Source organism: Natrinema sp. CRL1, assembly GCF_059162405.1.
The window spans coordinates 578,938-602,265 of record NZ_JBLVOY010000001.1; the positions used below are offsets into that span (position 1 = coordinate 578,938).

Annotated in this window: 22 protein-coding genes and 1 tRNA gene; 16 read left to right on the forward strand and 7 right to left on the reverse strand. The window is 64.4% G+C overall.

Annotation, left to right across the window (positions count from 1 at the left end; all coding sequences use genetic code 11):
* Positions 1-109: 109 nt before the first annotated feature.
* From ACJYUO_RS03085 to ribH, 7 genes are all read right to left on the reverse strand, one after another.
* Positions 110-793 carry a helix-turn-helix domain-containing protein gene (locus ACJYUO_RS03085; protein ID WP_494343942.1) on the reverse strand — a complete coding sequence of 228 codons (684 nt, stop codon included), beginning with the start codon at positions 791-793 and terminating at the stop codon, positions 110-112.
* A gap of 97 nt (positions 794-890) precedes the next feature.
* Positions 891-2,576, reverse strand: coding sequence for an alkaline phosphatase family protein (locus ACJYUO_RS03090; RefSeq protein ID WP_494343943.1), 1,686 nt, complete (start codon positions 2,574-2,576; stop codon positions 891-893).
* Positions 2,577-3,055: 479 nt separating this feature from the next.
* Positions 3,056-3,562, reverse strand: coding sequence for a GNAT family N-acetyltransferase (locus ACJYUO_RS03095; RefSeq protein ID WP_494343944.1), 507 nt, complete (start codon positions 3,560-3,562; stop codon positions 3,056-3,058).
* 244 nt (positions 3,563-3,806) lie between these two features.
* Positions 3,807-3,909: transfer RNA gene (locus ACJYUO_RS03100), tRNA-Gln, on the reverse strand.
* Positions 3,910-3,945: 36 nt separating this feature from the next.
* Positions 3,946-4,695, reverse strand: coding sequence for an HNH endonuclease (locus ACJYUO_RS03105; RefSeq protein WP_494343945.1), 750 nt, complete (start codon positions 4,693-4,695; stop codon positions 3,946-3,948).
* Between the two features lie 139 nt (positions 4,696-4,834).
* The gene (locus ACJYUO_RS03110) at positions 4,835-5,980 is read right to left on the reverse strand and encodes a pyridoxal phosphate-dependent aminotransferase (RefSeq protein WP_494343946.1); all 1,146 of its coding nucleotides are present in this window, start codon (positions 5,978-5,980) and stop codon (positions 4,835-4,837) included.
* 7 nt (positions 5,981-5,987) lie between these two features.
* A complete protein-coding gene (gene ribH / locus ACJYUO_RS03115; protein ID WP_494343947.1) occupies positions 5,988-6,419 on the reverse strand; it encodes a 6,7-dimethyl-8-ribityllumazine synthase in 432 nt (143 codons plus the stop codon).
* Positions 6,420-6,585: 166 nt separating this feature from the next.
* On the opposite strand from ribH, the gene tuf reads away from it, so the two are divergent.
* The 16 genes from tuf to ACJYUO_RS03195 all read left to right on the forward strand — a co-directional run bounded on the left by tuf (position 6,586) and on the right by ACJYUO_RS03195 (position 23,259).
* Positions 6,586-7,857 (forward strand): translation elongation factor EF-1 subunit alpha, encoded by a 1,272-nt coding sequence (gene tuf, locus ACJYUO_RS03120; RefSeq protein ID WP_494343948.1) that lies wholly within the window; start codon positions 6,586-6,588, stop codon positions 7,855-7,857.
* Positions 7,858-8,026: 169 nt separating this feature from the next.
* On the forward strand, positions 8,027-9,241 hold the full coding sequence (gene purK, locus ACJYUO_RS03125; protein ID WP_494343949.1) for a 5-(carboxyamino)imidazole ribonucleotide synthase: 1,215 nt from the start codon (positions 8,027-8,029) through the stop codon (positions 9,239-9,241).
* A gap of 68 nt (positions 9,242-9,309) precedes the next feature.
* A complete protein-coding gene (gene purE, locus ACJYUO_RS03130) occupies positions 9,310-9,948 on the forward strand; it encodes a 5-(carboxyamino)imidazole ribonucleotide mutase (RefSeq protein ID WP_494343950.1) in 639 nt (212 codons plus the stop codon).
* A 341-nt stretch (positions 9,949-10,289) separates the two neighbouring features.
* Complete coding sequence (locus tag ACJYUO_RS03135) at positions 10,290-10,697, forward strand: NADH-quinone oxidoreductase subunit A (RefSeq protein ID WP_494343951.1); 408 nt, start codon at positions 10,290-10,292, stop codon at positions 10,695-10,697.
* Positions 10,694-11,401 carry an NADH-quinone oxidoreductase subunit B gene (locus ACJYUO_RS03140; protein WP_007108027.1) on the forward strand — a complete coding sequence of 236 codons (708 nt, stop codon included), beginning with the start codon at positions 10,694-10,696 and terminating at the stop codon, positions 11,399-11,401. The genes ACJYUO_RS03135 and ACJYUO_RS03140 overlap by 4 nt, the downstream gene beginning before the upstream one ends.
* On the forward strand, positions 11,398-13,059 hold the full coding sequence (locus ACJYUO_RS03145; protein WP_494343952.1) for an NADH-quinone oxidoreductase subunit D: 1,662 nt from the start codon (positions 11,398-11,400) through the stop codon (positions 13,057-13,059). The genes ACJYUO_RS03140 and ACJYUO_RS03145 overlap by 4 nt, the downstream gene beginning before the upstream one ends.
* A gap of 1 nt (position 13,060) precedes the next feature.
* On the forward strand, positions 13,061-14,173 hold the full coding sequence (locus tag ACJYUO_RS03150) for a complex I subunit 1/NuoH family protein (RefSeq protein ID WP_494343953.1): 1,113 nt from the start codon (positions 13,061-13,063) through the stop codon (positions 14,171-14,173).
* Positions 14,170-14,631 (forward strand): NuoI/complex I 23 kDa subunit family protein, encoded by a 462-nt coding sequence (locus ACJYUO_RS03155; RefSeq protein ID WP_180840971.1) that lies wholly within the window; start codon positions 14,170-14,172, stop codon positions 14,629-14,631. Before ACJYUO_RS03150 ends, ACJYUO_RS03155 begins: the two co-directional genes overlap by 4 nt.
* Positions 14,632-14,671: 40 nt before the next feature.
* The gene (locus ACJYUO_RS03160; RefSeq protein ID WP_494343954.1) at positions 14,672-14,950 is read left to right on the forward strand and encodes an NADH-quinone oxidoreductase subunit J; all 279 of its coding nucleotides are present in this window, start codon (positions 14,672-14,674) and stop codon (positions 14,948-14,950) included.
* Positions 14,947-15,387 carry a hypothetical protein gene (locus tag ACJYUO_RS03165; RefSeq protein ID WP_494343955.1) on the forward strand — a complete coding sequence of 147 codons (441 nt, stop codon included), beginning with the start codon at positions 14,947-14,949 and terminating at the stop codon, positions 15,385-15,387. Before ACJYUO_RS03160 ends, ACJYUO_RS03165 begins: the two co-directional genes overlap by 4 nt.
* Positions 15,384-15,689 (forward strand): NADH-quinone oxidoreductase subunit NuoK, encoded by a 306-nt coding sequence (gene nuoK / locus ACJYUO_RS03170; protein ID WP_006181260.1) that lies wholly within the window; start codon positions 15,384-15,386, stop codon positions 15,687-15,689. Before ACJYUO_RS03165 ends, nuoK begins: the two co-directional genes overlap by 4 nt.
* A gap of 1 nt (position 15,690) precedes the next feature.
* On the forward strand, positions 15,691-17,739 hold the full coding sequence (gene nuoL, locus ACJYUO_RS03175; RefSeq protein WP_494343956.1) for an NADH-quinone oxidoreductase subunit L: 2,049 nt from the start codon (positions 15,691-15,693) through the stop codon (positions 17,737-17,739).
* Entirely contained in the window at positions 17,736-19,265 is a 1,530-nt protein-coding gene (locus ACJYUO_RS03180) for a complex I subunit 4 family protein (protein ID WP_494343957.1), read from the forward strand. Before nuoL ends, ACJYUO_RS03180 begins: the two co-directional genes overlap by 4 nt.
* Positions 19,265-20,791 (forward strand): NADH-quinone oxidoreductase subunit N, encoded by a 1,527-nt coding sequence (locus tag ACJYUO_RS03185; RefSeq protein ID WP_494343958.1) that lies wholly within the window; start codon positions 19,265-19,267, stop codon positions 20,789-20,791. The genes ACJYUO_RS03180 and ACJYUO_RS03185 overlap by 1 nt, the downstream gene beginning before the upstream one ends.
* 47 nt (positions 20,792-20,838) lie before the next feature.
* Entirely contained in the window at positions 20,839-22,338 is a 1,500-nt protein-coding gene (locus tag ACJYUO_RS03190) for a DHH family phosphoesterase (RefSeq protein ID WP_494343959.1), read from the forward strand.
* A 78-nt stretch (positions 22,339-22,416) separates the two neighbouring features.
* The gene (locus ACJYUO_RS03195) at positions 22,417-23,259 is read left to right on the forward strand and encodes a CBS domain-containing protein (RefSeq protein WP_494343960.1); all 843 of its coding nucleotides are present in this window, start codon (positions 22,417-22,419) and stop codon (positions 23,257-23,259) included.
* Positions 23,260-23,328 lie beyond the last annotated feature (69 nt).

Sequence of the window (23,328 nt, forward strand, 5' to 3'; positions counted from 1 at the left end):
GCTTTTAAGAGCGACTGCCGACCATTGTCACTCAGTCACTCGCTCGGATTCGCCGGAGGTGTGGATATCTCAATATATTTAGATTATTTCCATCATATTGTGGACCAGCTTATCCGCACTCGGCGGGCGTTCGATCGTTCTCGAGCGTGGCGGCGATCAGTTCGGAGATGGCGCGCCGAAGCCGCTGGGAGACCGCCGAATCCGAGACTCCGAGGCGTTCGGCGAGGTCGTCCTGGGTCGTCTTTCGGGGCACCTCGAAGTAGTCGGCGTAGTAGGCCATCATGAGGATCTCGTACTGTTGTGCGGTCAGGAAATACGCTTGCTCGTCCGAGACCGAGGAGTCGTACAACTGGGTGACTCGAAACGAGATCCCGTGCTCGCGGGAGCGCTCCCGGAACGCGGACAGCGCATCCCGGTCTGGGAGGTGAATCCGCGCGATCCATCCCCCCGCGTCGCTCGTTACGGTAAAGACGAACAGCCCGTACTCGACACACCGGTCGGGGACGATCTCGAGATCAGTCTCAACGACGACGCGGTAGATATCTCGGTTCTCGAACGTCGCGACGCGGGTCGGTTCCGAGACGGTCGGATCGGCGGCCATCGCGTCCTCGAGGTCCTCCCGTGTCTCTTCCCCTCCTCTGTCCCCGTCGCCGAAGACCGAGACGAACTGCAGGCGTCGCCCGTCGACCGTCGTCCCGTACTCGAGTCTGAGGGTTACGCCGGCACAGCGTTCGACCGTCGGTACCAGCGGCAGATCGTCGTGGACGAGGTGGACTGCTGCGATAAATCCCATTTCGATCTCGTTGGCTACGCCGTCGTCGGGGCCGTCGACCCATACTTATACCGCGGGTAAGTGACTTGTACTGGCTCAAACCGTCGGCTTTGGCTGCTCAGTTCATATAGCCGAGATCGGCCAGCCGGTCCGTGACCGCCTCGTCGGTCGCCGGCCGCGACTCGTCGACTCCTGTCTCGTACTCGGGATAGGAAATCGGGTCGACCGAATCGACGGCAGGCACGACGCTGCCGTCCATGCGGTCGCTGTAGGGGACCCCCATCGCGGCCATGATCGTCGGCGCGACGTCGAAGAGGTGAGCCCGCTCGAGCGAGGCATCCGCGTCGATTCCTTCGCCCGCCGCGACGAAGACGCCGTCGAGCTTGTGATTCCACGGCTCCGCCGGGCCGAAGTAGTCCCCGTCGCCCAACTGCTCGGAGAGCATGTGGTCGAAGTCGGTCGGGATCGTGACGATATCCACTGTCTCCTTGAGTTCGTCGCCGTGGAAGTACTGCTCGCGGGGCGCGACCGTCTCGAAAAACGGCTCGCCGTCGGGCGTTTCGACGGCCTGTAGCGCCCGGATAAGATTCTCGCGGAGTTCCTCGTACTCCTCGGGCGGCACGACGCCCGTCGGGTCCCGGCCCTCGAGGTTGATCCGGACGCCGAGTTCGGTCCGCGCGCGGACGTACGCCTCCGATTCGGCGAAATCGACCTGCTCGTTTGCCGTCCGGGAGACGCCGCCCGGCGCGTACTCGATGGCCACGTCGGCCAGCCCGACGCGCTCGAGGGCCGCCCTGATCCGACTGGCGGTCACGCCGAACCGCGCGGCGACCGACGCCGCGCGGGCGACCGGCCCCGGCTCCCAGGTGTCACACTCCTCGCCCTCGCGGAGCCGCCTGCGCATCGGGGTCCACGACGGCATCCCCTTGCCGCCGGTCGTCGTCTCGAGAAAGCCCATATCGCGAAGATACTCGTTGACCCGGAACTCGTAGCCGTCGTATCGCCCCATTCCGTGATCGCTCACGAGGAAGACCCGGTCCGGATCGCAGGCCTCGAGGATCTCTGCGATCTGTTCGTCGGCCGCCTCGTAGACCGGGGCGACGTGGTGCTGCTCGCCGCTGAATTCGTGGAACACCGTGTCCGTCTTCTGGAACTGCACGAAACCGAAATCCGGATTGAACTCGTCGGCGAGGTAGCGAAACGCCTCGCCGCGCATCCGCACGAGGGTTCGATATTCCTCGAGTTTCTCGTCGTCGGTCAGCGAGTCGTCGTCGCGCGTGTAGTTCGGATAGACGCGATACTCCCCGATCGCCTCGCGAACGTCGTCGAGCAGTCCCTCGGGCTGACACCGCGGCTCTTCGGGGCCGAGAAAGCCGGGGATCACTGCGCCGTCGAACTCGTCCGGCGGGTGGGTGACCGGCGCGTTGACGACGACACTCGAGCGATCGTGGCGGTCCAACAGCGTCCACAGCGGGTGCTCGTGGACGTCGTCGTTGCTCGTCACGTGCCAGTCGTAGCCATCGTAGCCGACGAACCCAACCACGCCGTGTTTCCCGGGGTTCACGCCGGTATAGATCGACGGCCACGCGCTCGGCGTCCACGGCGGGATCTGTGACTCGAGGGGTGTGGCCACGCCGTCCGAACAGAGCCGCTCGATGGTCGGAATCCGATCGGCGTCGAACAGGCGCTCGAAGACCGGCAGACAGCCCGCGTCGATCCCGATCAGCAACGTCTCCAGTCCGTTCGGTTCGCTCGCGGTACTCCCAGTCGCCGTCGCATCGTCCCGGCGAAACGTCCGAGTCATCGTTCAGTTACTCTCGTTTGTCGCATAGATTCTAGCCGCCCGCTACCGAAAGACCGCGGCAGCGGTGTCGTTCGTTGCACCACGTCTCTATCCGCCTCAAGTGAGACGGAACACTTCATTATCTATGCGTTAAACCGGCTACTGAGACCTGAATACCGCGAATCTGACAATCGAGGGGGACGACGATACGGCGGGCTCGAGACAGTGATCCGGACTGATTGACCACCCGTGTTCGGTCACCCAGACCAGTACCGTCGGTTCTCGGGCCGGTCGTCGCGATACGATTCCATTCACGCCTCAGGAGCGAACTCGAGAGTTCGGACCGCCGCCGCGCAACCGAGACGAACCCCGATACTGGTTGATGGGTCAATGACAGTCGACACTGTCCTCGAGAACGGCACACGAGTCGGACCCCAGCCAGTTTGGTTTCGAAGCGTGTCGAGCCACCCGAACGGGTGCGCCCCCAATGAGTCCGGGAATTACAGGTCCCGTTCCATCTCGTGTTCGCCGCGTTTGTGCGCCGTCGTTTCGAACCCGGCCGACCGGTAGAGGTTCATCGCGATGCGATTGGTTCGAGCGACGGTCAGCCAGACGTGACCCAGCCCATGGTCCTGCCCGTGACCGAGCAAGCACCGAATGAGTTCCGTTCCGATCCCCGCCAACTGATAGTCCGGTCTGACGAAAATCGCCAACTCCGCCGTGTCGTCATAGGGAATCAACACCGCGTGCCCGACCACGTCATCTCGATGCCAAACGACGACGTTCTGCCCGTCCTCGAGGAGCCCCTCGAGCCACTCACGTTGTCGGGACTCCCCTCGCGGTGGCAGCCCCTGGGACCGCGATTCGTCGTCGAAGTGGGCGTACATCTCCACCAGCGGGTCGGCGTCGCCCGCGTACGCACTGACCGTCACCGTTCGCCCCTCCCGGTCGGTAACCGTCGACGGCGGCCGCTGCAATCGTGACTGCCGGTCGGACGAGAGCGCCATACGACTGCTTGCTCGAGCGCGCTCCTAAGACTGCCTCACATTCCCGGCGACTGGGAGCCGTGGTCGATACTGGCTGTGGGTCCACGTCTCGAGGTTGTGGAATTGTGACGTTTCGTCTGATCCGCGATGAGAACTTGCTACGAGAGTTTCGGACGGATTCGACTCACAGAGAGTCGAAGTTACTTGCCCTTTGATATCGCTGTACCAACGAAATTTGGGCCATAGTGGTGCGCTACCGTAAAAATAGTCCCGGGCGGATTCGAACCGCCGTCATGGGCTCACTTCCGTGACGGCATGAACCGGACACGTCCAAAGGCCCATATGATTGGCCACTACACCACGGGACTTCGCGCTTCGAGATAGCGGACGGCGGCACAATAGTGTTACTTTTCGTCGCGAGGAGAAACGGCTATCCGTCCGTCCTCGGCGCGTCGATGACAGGGCCGACAGAGCGTAACGACGTTTGCCATCGTATGGGCCGCCTCGGGGTCGTCAAACGAGCGAACGGGACGTAGGTGATGGACGTCCGGATTCCGACCGAGGTCCGCTTTCTCCGCCCCGCAGTGTTGACACTCGTACTCGTCTCGCTCAAGGGCTTGTCGCCGAATTCGCCACCACGTGCGGCCGTAGTCGATCGGGCCGCCTTCCCACTGGTGGTGGGCCGGCCCGACGACGTGCTCCGACAGCCAGTCGCCGTAGCAGTCGAGCGTACAGAAGAATCCCCGTTCCTGCGTTTCGAGTCTCGCCGGGCGCACCTCGAGTTCGGTACCGCAGGCCGCACAGTCGACGACGACCCGTTCCTCTTTTGTTGACGGATTATCGGGCAACAATCCCTGCGCATCCTTGATGCAGTCGGAGCAGTAAACGCCCCGTTTGTCCGACGGATAGTATTCGAACTGAGCGCCACAGCACGTACACGATGCAGTCTCCTTCCCACCATTCCAGTTCCCGTTGTGCGCTCCGCCGTTCGGGTTGCACTCGTCACAGAACTCGAGGCGCGCCTTCGGGTCGTAGAACTCGGTGCCACACCCGCTGCAGGTGCGATTCGGCAGCGAATCGCCGTGGACTTTGGTATGGTGTTGTCGCATGCCCTGCTCCGTCGAGAGCGATTTGCCACACGTCGGACAGTCCATGCGGTTGCTGGTCCCGCTCTCGTATATAAACTCGAGGCCGCCCACCAGGGCGACGAGAGACTGCGCTCAGCAGCCACGCGGAGCCGGTAACGAAGACGCTCGAGAGCGATCGCGAAAGCGAATCCCTGCGAGAGACCGACTACAGGTAGCCTTCTTCGGCCAGTCGTTCGATCCCTTCCTCGAGTCGCTCCTCGCTCGCCGCATACGAGATTCGGGCGTAGCCGGGCGTGCCGAACGCGCTGCCGGGGACGGTCGCGACGTGGGCGTCCTCGATCGCGCCCTCGCACCACGCCTGATCGTCGTCGTCGACGGGAAGCATCATGTAGAACGCGCCTTCGGGGATGGCGACGTCGACGTCGTAGTCGGCGAGCAGGTCGACGACCAGATCGCGGCGCTGTTCGAAGGCCTCGACCATCTCGGTGACGGCGGCTTCGGTCTCGAGGGCCTCGAGACCGGCGTGCTGGACGAAGTTGACCGCCGAGGAGACGGAGTGGCTGTGGAGCTTGCCGGCCTGGTCGATCAGTTCCTCGGGGCCGGCGAAGTAGCCCAGCCGCCAGCCGGTCATCGAGTAGGCCTTCGAGAAGCCGTTGACGGTGACGGTGCGGTCGGCCATGCCATCGAGCGTGCCGAGGCTCGTGGGTTCGACGCCGTAGGTAATCTCCTTGTAGATCTCGTCGGAGATGACGGTGATGTCGTGTTCGACGGCCAGATCGCGGACGCCCTCGAGCGCGGCGTCGGAGTAGACCGCGCCGGTGGGGTTCGATGGCGAGTTGACGATCAGCAGTTCGGTCTCGTCCGATACTGCGGCCTCGAGGTCGTCGAGCGCGGGCTCGAGTTGGAAGTCGGTCGCCGAGAGATCGACGCGGGTCAGATCGCCGCCGGCCATCTTGACCATGGCCTCGTAGGAGACCCACGCGGGGTCGAGCAAGGCGACCTCGTCGCCGTCTTGGATGAGTGCCTGGATGATCTCGTACAGTGCCTGCTTCGCGCCGGGTGTAACGATGATCTCGTCCGTGCTGTGATCGAGGCCGTCGTCGGCGAGTTTGTCGGCGATGGCCTCGCGGAGTTCGAGGATGCCTGCGGAGGTGGTGTAGCCGGTGTGGCCGGCGTCCATCGCGTTCTGGCCCGCGTCGACGATGTTCTCCGGCGTCGGGAAGTCGGGTTCGCCGACGGAGAGGTCGACGACGTCTGCGCCCTCGGCCTCGAGTTCGGTGGCGAGTGCAGAGATTGCAAGCGTTGCGGACGGTTCGACTCGGCTGACGCGATCGGTGAATTCCATCGTCATTGTGGATCTAGTCGGAATCGGGGGCGGGACTGGGGTCGGGTAGTTCGTCGACGAGATCGAGCGCGCCGTCGACGGCCTTTGCCGCGTTTTCGACGCGCTCGCGTGCTTCGGCGGCGGACATGCCGGGGCCGGTGACGCCGAGTGTCACGGGCGTGTCGCGCTCGAGACTCACGTCGGAGAGCCGTTGGGCGGTGGCGTCGGTGATCACCTGATCGTGGTCCGTATCACCGGTGATGACGGTCCCGATGACGGCCACGGCGTCGACATCGTCGCGGCGTGCGAGTCGGTCCGCCGCCAGCGGCGCGTCGTACGCCCCCGGAACGCGGACCGTCTCGGACACCTCCGCGCCCGCGGCGGTGGCCGCCTCGAGCGCTTCCTGCTCCATCTGCTCGGTGATCGGACGGTTGAATTCCGCGACCACCAATCCGAGCGTGGTCATACGCGAGCGGTAGGGTGGGCAGGTAAAAGAGGTACCGTTCTCGATGGACGACGGAGCCCGGCTCGGATACCTCGCGCCGGTTGTACCGGTTCGTCGGACTGTCTAGGAGATGCCAGATAAGAGTTTACCAGCGTGTCCACCGTATACCCGTTTACAGCCACTCACCATGAGCAAAGACAACCCACACCAGAACCTGGCCATCATCGGTCACGTCGATCACGGGAAGAGCACGCTCGTGGGACGCCTCCTCTACGAGACGGGGAGCGTGCCGGAGCACGTCATCGAACAGCACCGCGAGGAAGCGGAAGAGAAGGGGAAAGGCGGCTTCGAGTTCGCCTACGTCATGGACAACCTCGCAGAAGAGCGAGAGCGGGGCGTCACCATCGACATCGCTCACCAGGAGTTCGACACCGACGAGTACGACTTCACCATCGTGGATACGCCCGGCCACCGGGACTTCGTCAAGAACATGATCACCGGGGCGAGCCAGGCCGATCACGCCGTCCTCGTCGTCGCCGCTGACGACGGTGTCGCACCCCAGACCCAGGAACACGTCTTCCTGGCTCGCACCCTCGGTATCGACGAACTCATCGTCGCCGTCAACAAGATGGACATCGTCGACTACTCGGAGGAGACCTACAGGGAGGTCGTCGACGAGGTCACCCAGCTACTCAATCAGGTCCGGTTCGATACCGAGGACGCCTCGTTCATCCCGGTATCGGCGTTCGAGGGCGACAACGTCGCGGAACACTCCGAGAACACGGACTGGTACGACGGCGAGATCCTGCTCGAGGCGCTGAACAACCTTCCCGAGCCCCAGCCACCGACGGACGCGCCGCTTCGAGTCCCAATTCAGGACGTCTACACGATCTCGGGTATCGGTACCGTCCCGGTCGGCCGTATCGAGACCGGTATCATGAATATCGGCGACAGCGTCTCCTTCCAGCCCAGCGACGTGGCCGGCGAGGTCAAGACGATCGAGATGCACCATGAAGAGGTGCCACAGGCCGCGCCCGGCGACAACGTCGGATTCAACGTCCGCGGCCTCGGCAAGGACGACATCCGCCGCGGCGACGTCTGCGGCCCGGCCGACGATCCACCGAGCGTCGCCGAGACGTTCCAGGCCCAGATCGTCGTCATGCAACACCCGTCCGTGATCACGGCCGGTTACACGCCAGTCTTTCACGCACACACGGCCCAGGTCGCCTGTACGATCGAGTCCATCGACAGGAAGATGGATCCCTCGAGCGGCGAGGTCGACGAGGAGAATCCCGACTTCATCCAGTCGGGCGACGCCGCCGTGGTCACCATCCGACCGCAAAAGCCACTCAGCATCGAGCCGTCGAGCGAGATCCCAGAACTCGGGAGCTTCGCCATCCGCGACATGGGCCAGACAATCGCTGCCGGGAAGGTCCTCGATGTCCACGAACGGGAGTGACGTCCGACCTGAGCGGTGAAACGTCGTCCGCACACCGGGCTACGTCAGCCGCGCTCGCGTCGTCCGGAAACCGGGGAAACCGAGGGCGGAAGTACCGAAGCGATGCCGGTCGTCGGTTCCGGTCACCGATTACCAATTCTTAAGCGTAACCGCCGTCAACCGGCGCGCAATGACGACGCTACGGACGCCGGGACCAACGATCGGCGTGGTCGGCGGGGGACAGCTCGGGCGGATGCTCGCCGAGGCGGCCGCACCGCTGGGAATCGAAGTGGTCGTGCTCGATCCGACACCGGACTGCCCGGCGGCGCTCGTGGCTCGCGACCAGATCGTCGCCGAGTTCGACGACGAGGCAGGGATCCGCGAACTCGCCGCCCGCGCCGACGTGCTCACGTTCGAAATCGAACTCGCCGATCAGGACGTGATGGAGCGCGTCAGCGAGGACTCGGGGACGCCGGTCCATCCGAAGCCGTCGACGCTCGAGACGATTCACGACAAGCTCGTCCAGAAGCGGGAACTCGAGGCTGCCGGCGTTCCGGTGCCGCCGTTTCGCGGCGTCGAGGACGCCGACGACATCCGCGCGGCCATCGACGACTACGGCGCGCCGGTGATGCTCAAAGCGCGCACCGGCGGCTACGACGGGCGCGGCAACGTTCCGGTCGAATCGAAGACCGACGCCGAAGATGCCCTCGAGTCTGTCGCCGGCCCCGCGATGGTCGAGTCCTTCGTCGACTTCGAGCGCGAGATCTCGGTTATCGCGGTCAAGGGTGCCGCCGAACGAAGTTCGGCGAATCGCGAGGATACTCCTCGCGATGATGACGAGACCGCGACCTTCCCCATCGGCGAGAACGTCCACGAAGACGAGATACTCCGCGAAACGATCGTTCCCGCGCGCTCGAGCGAGGCCGTCACTGAGCGCGCCCACGCGGTCGCGCGTGACGTGCTTGACGTAATGGAGGGACGGGGTGTATACGGAATCGAGCTATTCGAAACGACGGACGGGGAGATTCTCCTCAACGAAATCGCCCCGCGCCCACACAACTCCGGCCACTGGACGATCGAGGGTGCGCAGTCCTCGCAGTTCGAACAGCACGCTCGAGCCGTGCTGGGCTGGCCGCTCGGCTCGACGGACCTCCGCTCGCCGACCGTGATGACGAACCTGCTCGGCGACGTCGACGAGGAACGCGAGGCCGAACTCGGTGACATCGACCGCATCCTCGAGACGCCCGGCGCAAACCTCCACTGGTACGGCAAACGACAGGCCCGCCCGCTGCGGAAGTTAGGCCACGTGACGCTCTCGGCGGGCGACGAGGACGTGCCGGTCGAGGAGCTACTCGAGCGTGCGCGCGACCTCGAGAGCGCCGTAACGTTCCGAACGGACGAATAGCCGAAACGGGCGCTCGGGTCCGTCCCGTTTGCCACCGTTTCAAGTCGCCTGCCCGACCACAGTCACCCATGAGCGACAGCGTTTCCGACCTGATCGATCGCTTGCACGACGAGGCCGCACAAGACCAGCCGGCCGAGGAGACGCCCGACGTAGGGATCGTCATGGGCAGTGACTCCGACCTCGAGACGATGATGACCGGCGGCAAGCGCCGCGGCGCGTACGACGCCTTCGTGGACGAACTCGGCTTCGCCGAACAGACCGACTACGAGAGCGCGCCCGACGCGCAGTTCACGTTCGAGACCTACGTCACCTCGGCCCATCGCACCCCCGACTTAATGACGGCTTACGCCGAGACCGCCGAGGAACGCGGCCTCGAAGTCATCATCGCCGGCGCGGGCGGGAAGTCCGCTGATCTTCCGAACATGACCGCATCGATCGCGTACCCACTGCCGGTCATCGGCGTGCCGGTCCAGGAGAAATCCGTCGACAGCGTCATCGGCATGCCGACGGGCGCGCCGCTGGTCGCAGTCGACGCTGGCAAGTCGTTTAACGCGGCGCTGTCGGCGGCCCAGATTCTCGCTCGCCAGCACGAGGAAGTCCGTGACCGACTGGTCGCATACCACGAGGATCTGCGCGACGGCGTCGGCGATGTCTCTCGAGAACTGCACGACAGCGGCACGCCGGCGTTCCGAGACCGCGACCAGTAACGGCTAACGGCGTCTCGGATTTGCTGCGATCGCAGTGGGCCACCTCTGTGTTCTCACACGACCGGACACGGATTCGGTCCGATTTCGGTTACAGTACCGTCTCCACCGCCGAACTGGTTCGGCAAAACCTATCGGGTACTTGCAGCCCTCCTCCCGCCTGATATCGGGCGTCGATAATCCCGTGTTACCGCTCCGTTCGTGTCCGCCGCGATCGGGGGTGGTTTCTCGTGATTATTCACGAGAGTCGTTTCCACAGAAGTCCCGCCTTGGCCCGTGCTTCCCCGAAAAATGAAGAATCAACCCTTATGTGCGTGCGGTTTGAAGCCTCGGACGTTACCGAGATGAATGATTGGATCGCCATCGGGGCGCTGGCGCTCGTCGGAGTACTGATACCGTTCGGGATGATGGCGGTATCGTATCTCCTGCGACCCACCGTGCCCGAAACGAGCAAACGCGCCACCTACGAGAGTGGCGAGATTCCGACCGGCGGGACGCGCATCCGGTTCAATATTCAGTACTACATGGTTGCGCTGCTGTTCGTCGTCTTCGATATCGAGACCGTCCTCTTGTTTCCGTGGGCGGTCGCCTATCAGGATGCGCTCGCGGCGGACGAAATCTCGCTCGTTAGCGCGCTTGGGCCAATGTTGCTGTTCGTCGCCATCCTGCTCGTCGGACTCGCGTGGGCGTGGCGTACGGGTGCAGTACAGTGGGCACAGACACCGCGTCAGCTGGAAACGGACAGATCATGAGTAGCGAACAACCACGCCAGCAAATCTACGATAGCACCGCACCGTCGACGGACACCCGGGACTCGCGAATCGGTGAGGGTGCCGACGACCGTTTCAACTCCAAGCTTCGGGAGGCCTTTGGCTCGACCCCGTTTATCCTCACGAAGTTCGACAAGTTCATGAACTGGGTACGGGGCAACTCCATGTTCATGCTCCAGTTCGGGATCGCGTGTTGCAGCATCGAGATGATGCACACGTACGCGATCAAACACGACCTCGACCGCTTCGGGGCCGGGGTCCCGCGGGCCTCGCCGCGACAGGCCGACGTGATGATCGTCCCCGGGACGATCGTCTCCAAGTTCGGCCCCCGCATGAAGCGGGTCTACGACCAGATGCCTGAACCCAAGTTCGTCGTCGGCATGGGCTCGTGTACGATCTCCGGCGGCCCCTTCCAAGAGGGCTACAACGTCGTCAAGGGTGCCGAGGAGATCATTCCCATCGACATCCACGTTCCCGGCTGTCCGCCCCGACCGGAAGCGCTCGTCTACGGCATCGCCAAACTCCAAGAGCGGATCCGCAACGGCGAGTCGACACCCGTCGTCGTCAAACCGTACGAACTCGAGGAGTTCGGCGACCTGCCCAAAGACGAACTCGTCCAGAAGCTCGCGGACGACATCGACGAGGAGGACCTCGTCATGCGCTATAACTGGGCTGATTCGCCATGAGCACGGGACTCGAACGCGGCGGCCAGCCGCCGATCGAAGTCACGGAAGACGACCTCGAGGCGCTGATCGGTGATCGTGCGCTCGCACGCGATGATCACATGAACGCACCCGGATTCGTCATCCGACCGGACGACGTCCAATCGGTCCTCACGGACCTCCGGGACGAGGCCGGGTTCGATCACCTCGCGAACCTCACGGCACAGGAGTACGCCGACCGGTACGAATCGATCTACCACCTCCGGAAGTACGACGATCCCACCCAAGAGGTATCGATCGTCGTCCCGACGACCACCGACGACCCGGTCAGCCAGAGCGCCGAACCGGTCTTCCGGACCGCCGACTGGCACGAGCGCGAGGCCTTCGACCTCGTCGGCATCGACTACGAGGGCCACCCTGATCCGCGACGAATCCTCCTGCCCGAAACGTGGCAAGGACACCCGCTCTCGCGGGGCTACGATCAGGAGAAACCCCAACTGGTGACCCTGACTGAACACGCCAACCCGGTCCAGCCGGATCACCACGACGACGAGTCGGACACGATGTTCCTGAACATCGGTCCCCACCATCCGGCGACCCACGGCGTGCTCCACATCGAGACGGTCTTGGACGGCGAGACGGTCGTCGACGTCGATCCGGACATCGGCTACCTGCACCGCTGCGAGGAGCAAATGTGCCAGCAGGGAACCTACCGCCACCAGATCATGCCCTACCCTGACCGCTGGGACTACGTCTCAGCCGGCCTGTTGAACGAATGGGCCTACGCGCGCACGGCCGAGGACCTCGCGGACATCGAGGTCCCCGAGTACGCACAGGTCATCCGGACGATGGGCGCGGAGCTGTGCCGGATCGCTTCGCACATGCTCGCGCTGGCGACGTTCGCGCTGGACGTTTACGGCGACTTCACCGCCATCTTCCAGTATGGTATGCGCGACCGCGAGGTCGTCCAGGACATTCTGGAGGACCTGACCGGCCAGCGGCTCATGTTCAACTACTTCCGACTCGGCGGCGTCGCGTGGGACCTGCCCGAACCCCGCGAGGAGTTCATCGAGAAGACACGGGATTTCCTCGATGAACTCCCCGCGAAGGTCGACGAGTACAATGACCTGCTGACCGGCAACGAAATCTTCCAGATCCGGACCCACGACACCGGTATCTTAGAGCCCGAGGTCGCCAAACAGTACGGCTGTACCGGGCCCGTCGCACGGGGCTCCGGCATCGACTACGACCTTCGCCGGGACGACCCCTACGGCTACTACGACAACCTCGAGTGGGACGTCGTCACCGAGGACGGCTGTGACAACTACAGCCGCGTCCTCGTCCGCATGCAGGAAGTCGAGGAATCCGCCAAGATCATCGAGCAGTGTCTCGATCTGCTTGAGGACTGGCCCGAGGACGAGCGCACGGTCCAAAGCAACGTCCCGCGGACGCTCAAGCCGGACGCGGACACGGAGATCTACCGCGCCGTCGAAGGTGCGAAAGGCGAACTCGGGATCTATATCCGTTCGGACGGCACCGACAAGCCGGGTCGGTTCAAGATCCGGAGTCCGTGCTTCCACAACCTCTCGGCGCTGCCCGAGATGTCCGAAGGCGAGTACGTCCCGGACCTGATCGCGTCGCTGGGCAGCCTCGACATCGTACTCGGGGAGGTGGACCGGTAGTATGTCCGGCCAGATCGCAGGCACGACCGCCGGAAACGCGGCCGTTCCGGCGGTACCGTTGCAGGATACGGTCTTGCTCCCCGAGCGGATCGGCGAGCTAACCGGTCTCGACGGGTTCGGGCTCGGCGGCGAGTTGCTCGCGACCTTCCTCGCTGCCTTCCTCATCGGCAACCTGATGCTGGCGATGACCGGCGTCGCGGGGCCGTGGGCCAAGCGGAAGATCACGGCCGCGTTTACGGACCGGATCGCGGTCAACCGGCTCGGACCGGCCGGACTGTTCATTATTATCGCCGACGCGGTTCGGCTCCTGTCGAAGGAACTGGTCGTCCCTGAGAACGCGGATCGACCGGCCTACGACCTCGCACCGATCGTCGTCGCATCGTCGGCACTGCTGGGCTTTGCCGTCATCCCGATGGGCAGCGGGATCCATCTCGCGGATCCCGAAGTCGGGCTGGCCTACGTCTTCGCCGTCTCGGGGATCGCGAGTCTGGGCCTGGTGATGGCCGGCTACGCGTCGGCGAACAAGTACTCGCTGCTCGGCGGACTCCGTGCGGTGGCACAGAACGTCGCCTACGAGATCCCGCTGGTCATCACCGGGATGTCGATCGTGATCTTTAGCGGGTCGCTCCAGATGGGAGAGATCGTCTCGGCACAGGCGGAACCGCTCGTCACGATCGCGGGAATTTCGATCCCATCGTGGTACGCGCTGGTCAATCCGTTCGCCTTCGTGCTCTTCCTCGTGGCGAACTTCGCGGAGGTCGGCCGCAACCCCTTCGACACGCCCGAAGCACCGACCGAAATCGTCGCGGGCTACCAGACCGAGTACTCCTCGGTCTACTTCGTGTTGATCTACCTCGGGGAGTTCCTCCACATCTTCCTCGGCGGGGCGATCATCGCAACCATCTTCCTCGGCGGACCCGCCGGGCCCGTTCTGCCGGGCATCGTCTGGTTCATCATCAAGATCTGGGCGGTGTTCTTCGCGACGCAGTGGCTGCGCTCGGCGGTTCCCCGGGTTCGTATCGACCAACTCATCGAGATCGGCTGGAAGGGGCTGCTTGTGCTGTCCTTCGCCAATCTCATCTTGACCGCGGTAATCGTGGGGCTGATAGCATGATCGGGATACTCAAATCGATGGCAACGACGATGAAACACGCACTGGACGGCTCTACCTTCACGGTGGAGTACCCGGAGACCGCACCCGACGTGTCGCCGCGATTCCGCGGCGTCCACAAGTTCAGTCAGGAGCGGTGTATCTGGTGTCGCCAGTGTGAAAACGTCTGTCCGAACGACACGATCCAGATCGTCACGAACGATCAGCGACAGGGCGAACAGTACAACCTCCACATCGGGCAGTGTATTTACTGCCGGCTCTGCGAGGAGGTCTGCCCCGTCGATGCCATCCTGCTCACGGAGAACTTCGAGTTCACCGCGGACACGAAACACGACTTCGTCTACAACAAAGAGCAGCTGAAAGCCGTCCCGTGGTACAAAGACATCGATCCGCTCGCCGCCCGCGAACCCGACCGGGGCGCGTGGGTCGGTGAGGGAGAGGGAGAGGTCGACTACCAGTAACGGGTCCGCCCGTCCCGCAAACGGGCACTATCAACAACACATGAACTACGAGCTGATCGCGTTCGCGCTGTTCGCTGCCGTGACGATTTCCAGCGCGGTGGGTGTCGTGCTCATGCAGGACCCGTGGCATTCCGCGCTCCTGCTTGGTGTGGCGCTGCTCAGCGTCGCGGCCCATTACGTGATGTTGGCGGCTGAATTCGTCGCCATGATGCAGGTCCTCGTCTACGTCGGCGGGGTCCTCGTCCTCATCACGTTCGCCGTTATGCTGACCCAGCGCGACGAGACCGACGCCGACACAGACGAGGTGGTACAGACATGACGACCGGTCCGAAACTCCGACTCGGCAAGACGCTGGTTCCGGGGCTACTCGCGGTGGGGCTGTTCGCCGTGATGGCGCTCATCACGCTGAACGCGTCCTTCGAGCCGATGACCGCGGCCGCCGGAGCCGGCTTCCCTGACGACGTCTCGATCACGGCCGAACTCGGCTACGCGCTGTTCGGCTTCGACTCGCTCCAGCAGATCGGCGGCACCGAACCGTTCCTCGCCGCCGTCTTGCTCGTCGCGATCGCACTCGACGCCGCACTCGACGCCTCGCTCGTCCTCGCGAAACGCGAGGAGGGCGGCGAACCCGTCGCCGCGCTCTCGAGCACGGGCGAGTCCTCGAGTAGCAGTGAGGGTGCAGCGCCGGCCGTCGCCGACGGCGGGAGCGCCGAGACGCCCGACCAGTCCGCAGACGCCGGTGGTGAGAGTCGATGACCGTCGACGTGCAGTACTACGTGCTGCTGTCGATGGCAGTGTTCTGTATCGGGCTCTTCGGCGTGCTGACGCGTCGCAACGCACTGTTGTTCCTGATGTCCGTCGAGCTAATGCTGAACGCGGCGAATATCAACTTGATCGCGTTCGCGTTCTATCACGGCAACCTCACCGGGCAGTTGTTCGCGCTGTTTACGATGGCGCTGGCTGCCGCAGAGGTTGCGGTCGGACTCGGGATCATTCTGGTGCTGTACCGTAACTTCCGTGATGTCGATGTCACGGTACCGACGACGATGAGGTGGTAAGATGGCAGCAACAGCAACAGGACCGTTCGGATTCGCACCGGCGATCGCAGTGTTCCCGCTCGTGGCGTTCGTGATCACGCTGCTGTTCGGGAGACACCTGCCGAAGAAAGGCGCGCTCCCGGGGATCATCGCGACGGCGGGGTCGCTTCTCGTCTCGCTCGTGATGTTCGCGGCGGTCGCGGGCGGCAACGCACATCACACGGAACTGTACGAGTGGACGGCCGGCGCGGCGATGAGCGAGACGGGTGTCGAGACGATCTCGTTCTCCTTCGGGATCCTGATCGATCCTCTCTCAGCGCTCATGCTGGTGATCGTTTCGACCGTGGCCCTGCTCGTCAACGTCTTCAGTCTCGGCTACATGAACGCCGAAGGCGAAACGGGGCTCCCGCGGTACTACGCCGAACTCGGCCTCTTTACGTTCAGCATGCTCGCCTTCGTCTTCGCGGACAACCTGCTGATGGCGTTCATGTTCTTCGAACTCGTCGGGCTGTGTTCGTACCTGCTCATCGGGTTCTGGTTCCGCACGAAATCGGCCCCTTCGGCCGCGAAGAAGGCCTTCCTCGTCACCCGATTCGGTGACTACTTCTTCCTGGTCGGGGTCGTCGCCATCGCGGCGACGTTCGGCACCGTCGGCTTCGCCGGCGAGGAGTCGTTCGTCACCGCCGCCGAGACGGCGATCGACGACGGCACGACCCTGTTCGGCTTCGACGCCGAGACGTGGGTGACGATCACCGGACTGCTCGTCCTCGGCGGCGTGCTCGGCAAGTCCGCGCAGTTCCCCTTCCACACGTGGCTGCCCGACGCTATGGAAGGCCCGACCACCGTCTCCGCGCTGATTCACGCCGCGACGATGGTCGCAGCCGGGGTCTACCTGGTCGCGCGGATGTTCGGCTACTACGCACTGAGCCCGACCGCGCTGGCGATCATCGCCTTCGTCGGTGGGTTCACCGCGCTCTTTGCCGCAACGATGGCCGTCGTTAAAGACGACATCAAACAGGTGCTGGCGTACTCGACGATCAGCCAGTACGGCTACATGATGCTCGGCCTCGGCGTCGGCGGCTACGTCGCCGGGGTCTTCCACCTGATGAACCACGCCTTCTTCAAGGCCTTACTGTTCCTCGGTGCCGGTGCCGTCATCATCCTGATGCACCACGAACAGGACATGTGGCAGATGGGCGGGCTCAAAGACAAAGCGCCCGTCACCTACTACACGTTCCTCGCCGGCGCGCTCGCGCTCGCGGGGATCGTTCCGTTCTCCGGTTTCTGGTCGAAAGACGAGGTGCTGTTCGACGCGCTGGCCGTCGGCCTCGAGCAACCGATCTTCCTCGTGGCCTACGCGATGGGCCTGATTGCCGTCTTCTTCACCGGGTTCTACACCTTCCGGATGGTCTTCCTGACCTTCCACGGCGAACCCCGGTCCGAGACGGCCGAGGACCCCCACGCGGTCGGCTGGGCAGTTAAGGTCCCACTGATCGCGCTCGGGACGCTCGCGACCGTCGCGGGCCTCGCGAACCTCGCGCCCGTCGCGGAACTGCTCCACGTCGACATCACCTTCCTCGAGTTCTGGCTCGACGGCGAGTACGGCTACCTCGAGGGGCTGACCTACCACGAGTACCACGAGACGGTCGCCTTCGAGGAGGGCGTGATCGGCTCCGAGACGACAACCATGCTGCTGGGTGCGGGGCTGTCCCTCGGGCTCGCACTGGCCGGCGCGATTGCGGCACACACGCTGTACAACGTCCCCGAGCCGAAGCGACACACGACGAAACTCGGCGGCGCGTACGGCGTCCTCAAGAACAACTACTACCAGGACGAATACCAGGTCTGGCTCGCTGAGGGCCTGACGCTGCCGGTGGCTCGAGCCGCCGATCGGTTCGACCAGACGGTGATCGACGGGGTCGTCAACGGCACTTCTCGAATCAGCCTGTCCGGCAGTAACGTGGTCAAGCGGCTGCAGACGGGTATCGTAACTAACTACGCGGCGCTGTTGGTGGGCGGGTTCATCGGCTTGCTACTCGTCCTCGGCTATATCGGAGGGTGGTTCGCATGATGATAGAAGCGCTTATCGCGGTCGCACTGCTCGGCGCGCTCGTAACCTTCGTCGCGCCGAACCGAATCGCCGGGAAACTCGCCTTTGCGATCAGCCTCGTGCCGGCGGCGCTATCCCTGTGGCTATTCGCCGCCTTCGACGGCAGCGGCAACGCCTTGCGCGGTGGCGAACTGGCGTTCGAATCCCAAGCCGCGTGGATCGAGATCGGCGAGTACTCGATCTCGTGGTTCGTCGGCCTCGACGGGATCAGCCTGCCGCTGGTGGTCCTCACGACGATCCTCTGTACGTTGGCGATCGTGAGCTCGTGGACGCCGATCGACGAGCGCGAGTCCCAGTTCTACGGCCTGATCCTCTTCATCGAGGCGAACCTGATCGGTGTCTTCTCGGCGCTCGATTTCTTCCTCTGGTTCGTCTTCTGGGAGGCGGTCCTGATCCCGATGTACCTGCTGATCGGGATCTGGGGCGGCCCGCGCCGCAAGTACGCCGCGATCAAGTTCTTCGTCTACACGAACGTGGCGTCGCTCGTGATGTTCGGTGCCTTCATCGCGCTCGTCTTCGGACTCGGTGACTCGGTCACCTCCTTTGCGCTACCCGAAATCGCGGGTGCGATGCTCGACGGCGGCCCCGAAGGCTTCTTCGGGCTCGAGGGGACGACGCTCGCATCGGTCGTCTTCGTCGCGATGTTCCTCGGGTTCGCGGTGAAGGTGCCCATCGTCCCGTTCCACACGTGGCTGCCGGACGCTCACGTCGAAGCCCCGACGCCGGCGTCGGTGCTGTTGGCGGGGGTCCTGCTGAAGATGGGGACCTACGCGCTGCTCCGGTTCAACTTCACGATGTTCCCGGAACAGGTCGAGGCCTACGCGGTCCCGATCGCGGCGATCGCCGTTATCAGCGTCATCTACGGCGCGATGCTGGCGCTCGCCCAGACCGACTTGAAACGGATCGTCGCCTACTCCTCGGTCTCGTCGATGGGCTATGTCATCCTCGGACTGGTCGCGTACACCCAGTTCGGGGTCGGCGGCGCGACCTTCCAGATGGTCTCTCACGGCCTGATCTCCGGGCTGATGTTCATGGCCGTCGGCGTCATCTACAACGCCACCCACACCCGGATGGTCACCGACATGTCCGGGCTGGCCGATCGGATGCCGATCGCGGTCGGCATCCTCATCGCCGGTGCCTTCGGCTATATGGGGCTGCCCTTGATGAGCGGGTTCTACGGCGAGTTCACGATCTTCTTCGGTGCCTTCGGCTCCGAGTTGCTCGACTACTCGCCGCTGTTTACCGCGGCGGCGATGTTCGGCATCGTCATCGTCGCGGGCTACCTGCTCTTTGCGCTCCAGCGGACGGTATTCGGCCCGTATCGACTCGAAACCGACTACGAGGTGGGCCGTGCGCCACTCCACGACATCGCACCGATGGTCGTGTTGCTGGGACTCATCATCCTGCTGGGCGTGGCCCCCGACCTGATCTTCGACATGATAACCGACGCAATCGACCCGATCATCCAGCACGGAGGTGACCTCTGATGGCGGTTCTCGAGCTTCCGGAGTGGATGGCACTCGCGCCGGCGCTGCTTCTGGCGGGGACGGCGCTCGTGTTGTTCCTACTCGATAGCATCAACCCGCGCTCGACGAACCGCACGCTGCTCGCCAGCGTCGCCGTCGTCGGCTCGCTGTCGTCGCTCGCCGTCGCCGTCTGGTTTACCGCCGCCGGCGTCGGCGCGACGGGGATCGAGAACTACGGCGTCATCGACCTGATGGGCGGCCAGTTCGTCGTCGATCAGCTCGCGCTGTACTTCATGATCATCATCGCGATCGTCACCGCCCTCGTTACGGTCGCGAGCCACGACTACCTGCGGGATCACACCTACCAGGCCGAGTACTACTCGCTGATCGTCCTCGCGGCGACCGGGATGTCGATGATGGCCGCCTCGAACAGCCTCGTGACGATCTTCATCGCACTCGAGCTGACGAGCCTGCCGTCGTACGCCTTGGTCGCGATCCTCAAGGACAACCGCGGCAGCGTCGAAGCCGGCCTGAAGTACTTCCTGATCGGGGCGCTGTCCTCGGCGATCTTCGTCTACGGCGTCTCGCTGGTCTACGGCGCGACCGGGTCCCTGCGACTCGAGGATATCGCGACGAACCTCGATCTCGCTGGCGAGATGGGCGGCCTGCTCGGACTCGGCATCCTGATGCTGATCGGCGGCATCGCGTTCAAGACCGCGAGCGTGCCGTTCCATTTCTGGGCCCCCGAGGCTTACGAGGGCGCGCCCGCGCCGATCTCGGCGTTCCTCTCCTCGGCCTCGAAGGCCGCCGGCTTTGTGCTCGCGTTCCGCGTGTTCACGACGGCGTTCCCGGTCGCGGCGACGACGGAAGTTATCGGCGTCGACTGGACGCTCGCCTTCGTCATCCTCGCGATCGTCACGATGACGGTCGGGAACTTCGCGGCGGCGACCCAAGAGAACGTCAAGCGGATGCTCGCCTACTCCTCGATCGGCCACGCCGGCTACGTGCTGATCGGCCTTGCCGCCCTCTCGGCTGAGGGTGGCGAACTCGTCATGGGCGCGGCCATGATGCACCTGCTGGTCTACGGCTTCATGAACACGGGCGCGTTCCTGTTCGTCGCCCTCGCGGAGTACTGGGGCGTCGGCCGGACCTTCGAGGACTACAACGGCCTCTCAGAGCAGGCACCCTTCGCCTGCGCCGCGATGGCCGTGTTCATGTTCAGCCTCGCCGGAGTGCCGCCGTTCGGCGGCTTCTGGAGCAAGTATCTGCTCTACACCGAGACGATCAACGCGGCCGCGGACAACACGATCCTCTTGGTCCTCGCCGCCGCGCTCGTGGTCAACAGCGCGCTCTCGCTGTACTACTACTCGCGGCTGGTCAAGGCGCTCTGGATCGAGGAGCCGATCCTCGACCGGGACCGCCTCGCCCAGCCGACCGGGCTCTACGCGGCGATTATCGCCGCGGCCGTCCTCACGGTCGTCGTCTTGCCCGCGTTCGGGCCGGTCGCCGACGCCGCCCTCGAGGCGGCCGCCGCCGTCGTCGCCTGAGCGGCGACCCGGTAGCTTTTACCCGTCGGGGTTGCAAGCCGCGACAAATGGTTTTCCGGCTCGTGCTCGGCTGCGGGACCGTCTGCCGACAGGTCACGGAGCGACTGTCCGAGCACGACGGCGACCGACTGCTCGCGATCACCGATGACGAGGGCGTCGTCGAAACGCTGCGCGACGAGAGCGTGCCGGCCCGCAGCGCCGATCCGGCCGACCCCGACGCGATTTCGAACATCGATCCGCCGGACGTGATTTTCATCGGGAGCGACCGCACCGATATCAACCGGGCCGCACTCGAGGCGGCGCGAGAGCGCTTCCCCGAGGCCTCGATCGTGGCGTATCTCGGCGGGAACGCGACGGCGGCGGACCGCGACCGGTTCGAGGCGGTGGCGGATGCCGTCGTCGACCCGTCGAGCGTCATGGCCGACCAAGTCCTCGACGACGCGGCGAGCGCGTCGGCCGAAGCGGCGATCGAACTCCGCGAGCACCTCGCGGGGATCGACGGCCGACTGGCGGTCCTCGCACACGACAACCCCGATCCGGACGCGATCGCGAGCGCGGTCGCGCTGGTCGCTGTCGCCGAGTCCGTCGGCGTTGCCGCCGACGCCTGTTACTTCGGCGAGATTTCCCACCAGGAAAACCGGGCGATGGTCAACCTGCTCGGGCTGGACCTGCGGAACTTAGACCGCGACGAGCCGATCTCGGAGTACTCGGCGTTCGCGCTGGTCGATCACTCCCGGCCCGGCGTCAACGATCAACTGCCGTCCGATCTCCACGTCGATATTGTCATCGACCACCACCCGCCCCGCGGGCCGGTCCCCGGCGAGTTCGTCGATCTGCGCCAGCAGGCGGGCGCGACCAGTACCGTCCTGACCGAGTACATAGAGCGGTTCGACCTCGACTTCGATCCGGCGATAGCGACGGCGCTGCTGTACGGCATCCGGGTCGACACGAACGACTTCACGCGGGAGGTGTCACCCGCCGACTTCCGGGCGGCATCGCGGCTATGGCCCCACGTAGACACGTCGCTTTTGCGCCAGATCGAACAACCCTCCCTCGAGGGCGAGACCCTCGAAACGATCGCACGGGCGATCAAGAATCGGGTGCAACGCGAGTCGGTCGCCGTCGCCAGCGTCGGGCGGATCAGCGATCGGGACGCGCTGCCCCAAGCGGCCGACCAGTTGCTCGCGATGGAGGGCGTCGACACGACGCTCGTGTTCGGCTTTAACGACGAGATGGTCTATCTCTCGGCGCGGTCGCGGGCCGCCGACGTCGATTTAGGGGAAACTCTTCGGGACGCGTTCGACCGGATCGGGAGCGCCGGCGGCCACGCCGACATGGCCGGCGCGCAACTCGAGATCGGCATTCTGGGTAGCGCCGACGACGAAGAGGAAGTCGAGTCGATCGTCAGCGTCGTCGAGGAGGTCATCACGAACCGGTTTTTCGAGGCGATCGAGACGCGGCCGGGTGTCCCGGTCGGTGCCTACACCCAGACCAGCGAGTGGCTGTTCACCCAGCGGGGCGAGCCCGAAGACGGCGAGTCCGCGTGAGCGGGCTCGCGGCTAAGGCGGTAGACTGCGCCGTCGTCAGTAACAGTACTTTTGCGCGCGGCTCCCGTCTGTCCGGATATGGAGGTCGTGTCGGGCCGGACGAAGCCCAAGGTCAAAGATTACATGACGCGAGACGTGGCGACGGTGTCGCCCGACGAAACCGTCGGCGAGGTCGCGACGCGGATCGCCGAGAGCGAGGAACACAGCGGCTTTCCCGTCACCGATCGACGGCGCGTGGAAGGGTTCATCAGCGCCCGCGACCTGCTGCTCGCCGAGGACGACGACCCGATTTTCAAGGTCATGGCGACCGATCTGCTGGTCGCCCATCCCGACATGAAGGTAAACGACGCCGCGCGCGTCATCCTCCGTTCGGGCATCCAGAAGCTCCCAGTCGTCGACGACGCGGGCAACCTCGTCGGGATCATCTCGAACGCCGACGTCATCCGCAGCCAGATCGAGCGTGCGACCCCCGAAAAGGTGGGCAAACTGATGCGGACCTTAGAGCAGATCCACGAGATCGATCTGACCGAGGAACGTCGGACCGTCCCGCTCTCTGAACTCACCCCGACGCAGGGCCGAGTGTACGCCGACGAACTCGAGGGGCGACGGTACGAACTCGAGCGCGGGCTCGCCGAGCCGCTGGTCGTCATCGACAACGGCGGCACACTGCTGCTGGCAGACGGCCACCACCGCGTGCTCGCGGCCGATCAGCTCTCGATCGACGAGATGGACGCCTACGTCATCGTCATCGATCACGAGATCGATCTGGGGATGGCCCGAACCGCCGAGAAGGAGAACCTCGAGCGGATCGACGATATCGAGGTCGTCGACTACGCGCGCCATCCGTTGGTCCAGACGACCAAACGACTCCAGTCCGACGGCGGGGATGACGAGGATGGCGACGGAGACGGGGACGAGTAGGGGGTCGGCGAACCGCAAGACTATGTCTTATAGTCGGCGAGGGCGGACAGTCAGTCGGACCAACCGCTG